The sequence below is a fragment of the Pirellulales bacterium genome (genome assembly GCA_036499395.1).
Lineage (GTDB): Bacteria > Planctomycetota > Planctomycetia > Pirellulales > JACPPG01 > JACPPG01.
On sequence record DASYDW010000040.1, the window covers coordinates 34,772 to 41,152 of the forward strand.

Sequence of the window (6,381 nt, forward strand, 5' to 3'; positions counted from 1 at the left end):
CAAGTCCGATACTGACGCACATCATCAACTCTCGATCTCGATTGTTTCGATTACGACCATCTCCTTGGATGACAGTAGTGCAGCTGCCTCGTCGGCTTCCTGGACCCACGGAACACGGTGCCGGATGATGCATTCAAAGAGCCGCACGCCGGGCCGAATTTCCGTGTTTAGGTTCCGGCCTTCGATGGTCACCTTCGTTTTGCCAAAATACAAGGTAATGCCATTTGAAGGATCGAACTGCACGTCGTGCAGCCAAGCGTAGCCCAGTGCGCGCCGCCGTCCGTCTTTATGCCGCAATTCCAACATGAGTGCTCGGTCGTGAATGCCTCGTAGCGCAGCAAACGCGCCCAGGTCGTCAAGACTGTCCACTGGCTCTTCGCCAGTGGACTCATCCGGTTTGGCTGGAGCATATTTTTGCAGCAGGTTACCGCTCACGGATCAACTCCTGACGCTCTCGTTCCGGGGCTTGCCTGTCGATCGCGCGCTCCTCGTGTTCTCGAAGCTCCGCCATCTGCCGCTGCGGAATGCCCTTGATTAGTTCGGTCGCCGTGAGACGCTCATCCGAGCGATTCACGGCGTCGAGCAACTCGTCCTTGTCCTCGGTATAGATCGTGACGCGTTCCCGTGCCCGCGACGAAGAAACATAGAATTGTTCCCGGGAGGATGCCGCGAATGACAGCCGTCCCTGCGCAACAAAAACGCGATCAACGGTTTTGCCTTGGCTGGCATGAGAGGTGACAACATAGCCATGAGCCAAGTGGCCGAAATCCTTGGCGACAACCCAGCCGTTATTCAGCACGATATTGCCGTCGGCGGCGAAGCCTTTGACATTATATAAGGCGCCGTTGGTCAGCCTATGCCTGCCGTCAGCGGTCGTCCCGTTTTGGGTAATCCGCACCAGATCGCCTGCAGCCAAGGCGATCGATTCACGATGGAATAGTTGGAATCGAGCAGCTTGATCGAGAGGCAGCGTCTTATCTGGAGCAACATGAATTCGATCGCCACGACTATGGCCTTTGGCGTTTTGGTGGAAGATCAGTACACCTCCGTCTGAATAGGCGAGTCGGTCGCCGCGCTCGGCTTGGGTGAGATGAGCATTGGCAAGCTTGATGAAGATTCTTTCTTCCCCACCGAGTTTGCCGGACTCGCGTAGCCTGCGACGTACTTCCACCGTCACTCGTTCTCCCTCCACGTGGGTCGGGCAGACAACCAGGGCGGTTTTGCCTTCGGTTGTCGATGCGGCGTAATCACTTGCCAGTTGCTTGTAGCGTTCGGCATAAGGCAATTCCTTGATCCAGCCCAATTTGTCGAGCTTGTGGTAGCCATCGGCGATGCGATGCTCGCTCAACGCCTTGACGGCCTCCTTGTACATTCCGGCCTGGCGCTGAATCTCCTTGACTTCCGCCGGCTTCAGTCCGGCCTCGGTCTCAAGCATCCGCAGCGCGTCGCCGCGGCCGATCGATCTGTGCTGATAATGATCGCCGGAAAGTAGCACGCGGGCATTGAAACGCTCGGCCAACGCGAAGACGCTGGCCGTCGTCTCCGCGCTCATGAGCCCGGCCTCGTCGATCCAGATCAGCTGTCCTGCGACTTGTTGCTGCAGTTTCTCATTGAGCAGCAAAGTCGCCACAGTATCGGCCTCGCTGAAACCTGCCTCACGCAAGACGACGCGGCTGGCATCCGCCGAAGGGGCAAAGGCAAAGACCTTCGTGCCGCGCTCCTCAATGGCCTCGACTGCCTCTTGCATGAGTGTCGTTTTGCCGACGCCAGCGGCGCCGCGGACGATCATGACCCGGTCGCGCGATTCCAGGATGTGACGCACGGCATGTTTTTGGGCGTCGTTGAGCCAGTCGCGATGAAAATCGTCGAATCGCTTTGCAATCGGCGCGCACGTCCCTCGCCCGTCCCGCGCAAAAGCGATCACACGACATTCCTCATCGAGCACCTTACGGGTTGTGACCATCCTCCGGCCGTTCCGTTCCCCGACAATGAGCCGACTGACATCGGCCTGGCGATGAACCTGGTCGACCGTTGCCTCGCCGACGGACTGCTTGAGAGCCACAGCAAGCAGTTGGCGTTCGGGGACAACGCTTTTACGCTCGAAGACATGGCCGATAGAGTATTCAATTGCCCGGCGGGCGGCCGCTTCATTGGACGGCGCTCTATCTCCGCCGAGTTTTTCGGCCAAGGCCGCGAGCGAGGCACGTTCTTCCGGCACCATCCGCTCGTGCCAGATCGATTGCAATTCTTCGAACTTCAGATCCTTCTGCTTGTGCTCGCGGCTTTTGGCTCCCAACTCGGCCTTTTGATCTCTGTCGGTGATGCCCATTTCCTCCGCCAGCTTCTCGATTTGCTGCGTACGGCGTGAGAACTTCTCGATGAGATGCCGATCAATGCCGGACAGTTCCCAGCCGGTCGCTGTTCGTTCCACTGGCAGTCCCAGCTCGACCAGGCTACGGGCGAAACGCGAATGAAACCCGGCTTCGAAATACGGAGCATCTCGCTTAATTTCGCGGAACTGCCCGGCCTTCCATCGCTGCTCTTGTTCGTCGAACGTCGTGTTGAATACGTAGCAATGGGCATGTAATTGCGGATCGGGTACCCCGCCCACAGGGCGCGAAGTGAGGTGGATATACTCCCCCCACGTCATGTTGTGTGTAAAGCGGTTCTCGTTCTTGCCGTGCCTGCGAACGCGGGTAGCCATCTCACGTTGCATATCGCACATGGTGCCATCAACGGCATAGCGGAAGGCGTCGATGATCCGCTCGTCCTTCGTAGCCGCGTAGAGGAGCGAGACGCTTTTCGGTACGTGGAAGCTGAAATCGTAACCGATCGTGCGGTCATCGCGCCGACGAACGGTTAGCTGCTCGCCGGTCCCGGGATGGCGATTGTCACAGAGCGCGTCCCAGTGGTGTCGATCGATCGTTCCTTCCAATCCCAACAAACGAGCGCCCTCGCCCCGCCACCGGCCGATGGTCTCTCGTCCCTCGGAGTAGTAATCGGCGGCCGAGAAATAGCTCTTCGCGTGGTTGATGCTTCTGCCTTGCATGATGCGCAACATACCGAACTATACGAACCAGACCGCCTTACGTTCGTCAATTCTCGCACTGTCGCCGATTGTCTCTGAATGGCACAGCCTGACTCGTTTTTCTGGTTACCGTGTCGGAGTTGCCACACTCCTTCGCGCGAAGTTGTGAACCGTTCACGCACACGGCCTTCTTGCTGGGCACTTACGCAGCGTCGCCGGTGCGGCAAGCAGAAAATCGTGCCCCTCCCGATCTTCCTGCGCTTCGTTCCGTGCAGACCGGGGCCCTCCCGATTTTCAGCTGGCCGCAGCGCCAAGAGGCTCCGGCTGGCCCGCTGCGTTTGAGGTGCCGCAAGGCCGCGATAGGCGTGGCCGGTAACTCAACGCGAAGGAGACAAACAATGTCCGACACCAACACCAACCAGAAAAGCGGCAAGGCCCCGAGCCACATCGCTTACCACGTGCGCGAAGTCGAAGGACGCGAGAAGGCGTTCTGGACTCGTATCGGTAGTGCCTGGGCTCATGCCGACGGCAAGGGCTTTAACGTGCAACTCGAAGGACTGATTCCTCTCGACGGCCGCCTCACTCTGCGAGTGGCCTCGGAAAAGAAAGACTAATCCATCGGCCGGGGCGGGCATGGACGCCCGCTCCGGTTTTTAACCTTACAAGGAAAGGATTCTGACTATGACAACTACACTCGAAATCGATCTCGCCAACATCCTGTCGCAGAAATATCCCCGCGGCTTTCACGCTCCGGCAGATATTGAAATCGGCACGTTTCTGGAATTCGCTGACGACGACTGGTCATACCAATTGAACGTCGAAGACTTGCTGGCGACCAAGCAGCTCATCGGCATCATTTGGAACGTCCGACTCATCCTCGATGAGCGCCCCGACCTCACCAATGACCAGGCGTGGACGGTCCTACAGGCTTGCCAATCCCATTTCGAACAAGTCACCGACCCAATACGGGGCACCGTCCGGGCAGTGGCCGATGAGCTATTCCCAAGATCGCAGGGCAAAGTCGCGGTACGAGCGTTATTGACTCAAATCGAGCAGCGACTTGAGGCATTTTCCGATCACAAACGCATTGATGCTGCGGCATACGACGCCATCGCGTCTACCCTCGAAGGCATTGCCAAAATCTTAGGAGGGCAATAGCCATGCGCACAGCTATTAATCCCTTTTATACCTCTTCCACGCGACGTTCGAAGACAGTGCCCGTTGCACAAGTTCGGGAGCCGGTCTATGCCAAACTGCCGCTCGCCCCGATCAATGCCAGCCCCGTACCTCATCTTACCAGCCTCTATCACAACGCCCGTGCCGGCGAATACGGCAATCGATCCTATCCCGGCAACTGCGGTGGCAATCTGATCAAGGATTTGTTGCTTTACTTCCAACCACATCTAGTCTGCGATCCGATGGCTGGCAGCGGCACTTGTCGCGACGTATGCCAAGAGCTTGCCATTCCTTGCATGTCGTGGGCATCCACGATGGCTTTGACGCCTGCGACCCAGGGGCCTTTGCGACCGCAGCGACGTTTGACTTCATCTGGGCTCATCCGGCCTACTGGCGGATGGTGCTGTACGCCGACGATCCCCGAGACCTATCACGAGCACCAACGCTGGAAGACTTCCTGCGCCGGTATGGCCAGTTCATCCGCAACTGTGCGAGGGTACTGAAGCCCAATGGTAAACTCGCCATATTGATGGGCGACTATTGCGACCGCAAGGCGGGGTTTATTCCGCTTACCTGGCACACCAAACGACTCGCGTTCGAATGCGGTCTTACTCAGCACTGCACTGAGATTATTCGGTTCAGCCATGGTGCGTCGAGTGGTCGAACGGTCTATCGTTCATCCTTCATTCCTATTTTGCACGATACCTGCATGGTATTCGAGAAGCCTAAATAATCGCCCTGCGAATTGGCAGCGGCCCGCCTTTAAGGGCGGGCCGCAGCTCAAATTCTCGCTTGCAAACTGACTGAGTTGAGGCAAGCCTTTTCAGAACATTGCATAACGGCCATGATCACGGCCTAGTCCGCAAAGTCCCGCCCCATTCTTTTCCCTATGCCGTGTATTAGAGGATTCTGACCCGTATCGTCGAAGTGATCGCGATTTTCGACTATTGCCTCGATCCAACATCCATTCGCTCTCAAATTCGCGCCCGGCATTGAAAGCGCCCCAATGACCGCCGTGCCGTCTGACTGGCCGGCGGCGGGTCAGATTAATGGGCTGCCGAACCGCATTTCACGGTGAAATCGAAGTCCCAATACGCCGACTAACCCCCTTCGCCGTGTCAATGAAGTGCCAATCATTTGCCTCAGCCTGGCACACGCGACGGGGCGAGTTTCCCGGGGAAAGTCTACAAGAGATCTCGTCGCTTAGGCTGAGTGAGCTATCTAGCTGAGGAATGCATCTAAAGGTGCAACTTCGTTGCAGACGTCTTCCCTAAGCGGAGCTTAGGAGGAGTTTCACGGTCAAACGGATTACGGTCGTTGATGCTAGGTCCGTGCCGACCGGCGCGGCGGCGGTGTATCGAAGCGGTGAGCGGTCGTCAGATTGGACGCTCAGGACACGGCCTCATTGCACACTCCAACTCGCACGTCAGGGATTGCCGACCCGTTGCGCGGAAGAGAATTGATAGACGCAGGCCGATCAACCAGACTGGTCGTTCAGGTTGCGGTAGAATACCGTTGCGTCGCACCTGTCGCCCCCCGGAAACAACGCATATCCTGGAATATCACCAACACGGAGCCATCCAAGGCGATCGTATAGATGTGCAGCCTCGCTGTTCCTAGCGGCGACTAGCACCAATAAAGTCCTATCGCTGTCGCGTGCGGAGGCTTCGGCCGCCTTTATTAATGCCGTGCCAATTCCCCGGCGTCGTGCACGCCGATGTACAAGTAATTTCACTAGAGTGGCGAAGTGCGGTTGGTTCTCGGGCTGGTGCAAAAGTAGCTGTACAGTTCCACACACTCCGAAAGCGTCTACTGCAACTACGAGAGCGCGATTTCCCACTGCGATATCTTGCCTGACCACGCACCAGAACGCAATTGCGCGCTCACGGGACAGACGATCCATAAAGCCGACCGCTGCGCCACCTTCGACGCAATCGACGAGAACATCAGCCAATTCACCGACTTCGAGATCGGTCAATGCGTTCAGATGTCGGACCGTGAATCCACGATCGGGCATTACTTTTCACTCACCGGAGGCCTTTAAGCCCAGCACTTTGGCACTGACTATATATCCGCCACTGCCACGCCCGAGTCAACCGCGAACACCATTACATCGGCTCTTGCACCTTGGTTCTGCCACCGATGTCAATTGCAGTCGCGATGATTACGACGCTCGA

Annotated in this window: 5 protein-coding genes; 3 read left to right on the forward strand and 2 right to left on the reverse strand. The window is 57.3% G+C overall.

Annotation, left to right across the window (positions count from 1 at the left end):
* Positions 1 to 24: 24 nt before the first annotated feature.
* Together VGN12_06925 and VGN12_06930 are read right to left on the reverse strand one after the other, a co-directional pair.
* On the reverse strand, positions 25 to 435 hold the full coding sequence (locus tag VGN12_06925; protein ID HEY4309169.1) for a hypothetical protein: 411 nt from the start codon (positions 433 to 435) through the stop codon (positions 25 to 27).
* Entirely contained in the window at positions 425 to 2,221 is a 1,797-nt protein-coding gene (locus tag VGN12_06930) for an AAA family ATPase (protein HEY4309170.1), read from the reverse strand. The genes VGN12_06925 and VGN12_06930 overlap by 11 nt, the downstream gene beginning before the upstream one ends.
* Before the next feature lie 1,205 nt (positions 2,222 to 3,426).
* Between VGN12_06930 and VGN12_06935 the strand changes: the two genes are divergently transcribed.
* From VGN12_06935 to VGN12_06945, 3 genes are all read left to right on the forward strand, one after another.
* Positions 3,427 to 3,642, forward strand: coding sequence for a hypothetical protein (locus tag VGN12_06935; protein ID HEY4309171.1), 216 nt, complete (start codon positions 3,427 to 3,429; stop codon positions 3,640 to 3,642).
* Between the two features lie 67 nt (positions 3,643 to 3,709).
* Entirely contained in the window at positions 3,710 to 4,186 is a 477-nt protein-coding gene (locus VGN12_06940) for a hypothetical protein (protein ID HEY4309172.1), read from the forward strand.
* A gap of 310 nt (positions 4,187 to 4,496) precedes the next feature.
* Positions 4,497 to 4,937: a hypothetical protein gene (locus tag VGN12_06945; GenBank protein HEY4309173.1), complete on the forward strand. Its 441-nt coding sequence runs from the start codon at positions 4,497 to 4,499 to the stop codon at positions 4,935 to 4,937.
* Positions 4,938 to 6,381: the final 1,444 nt, after the last annotated feature.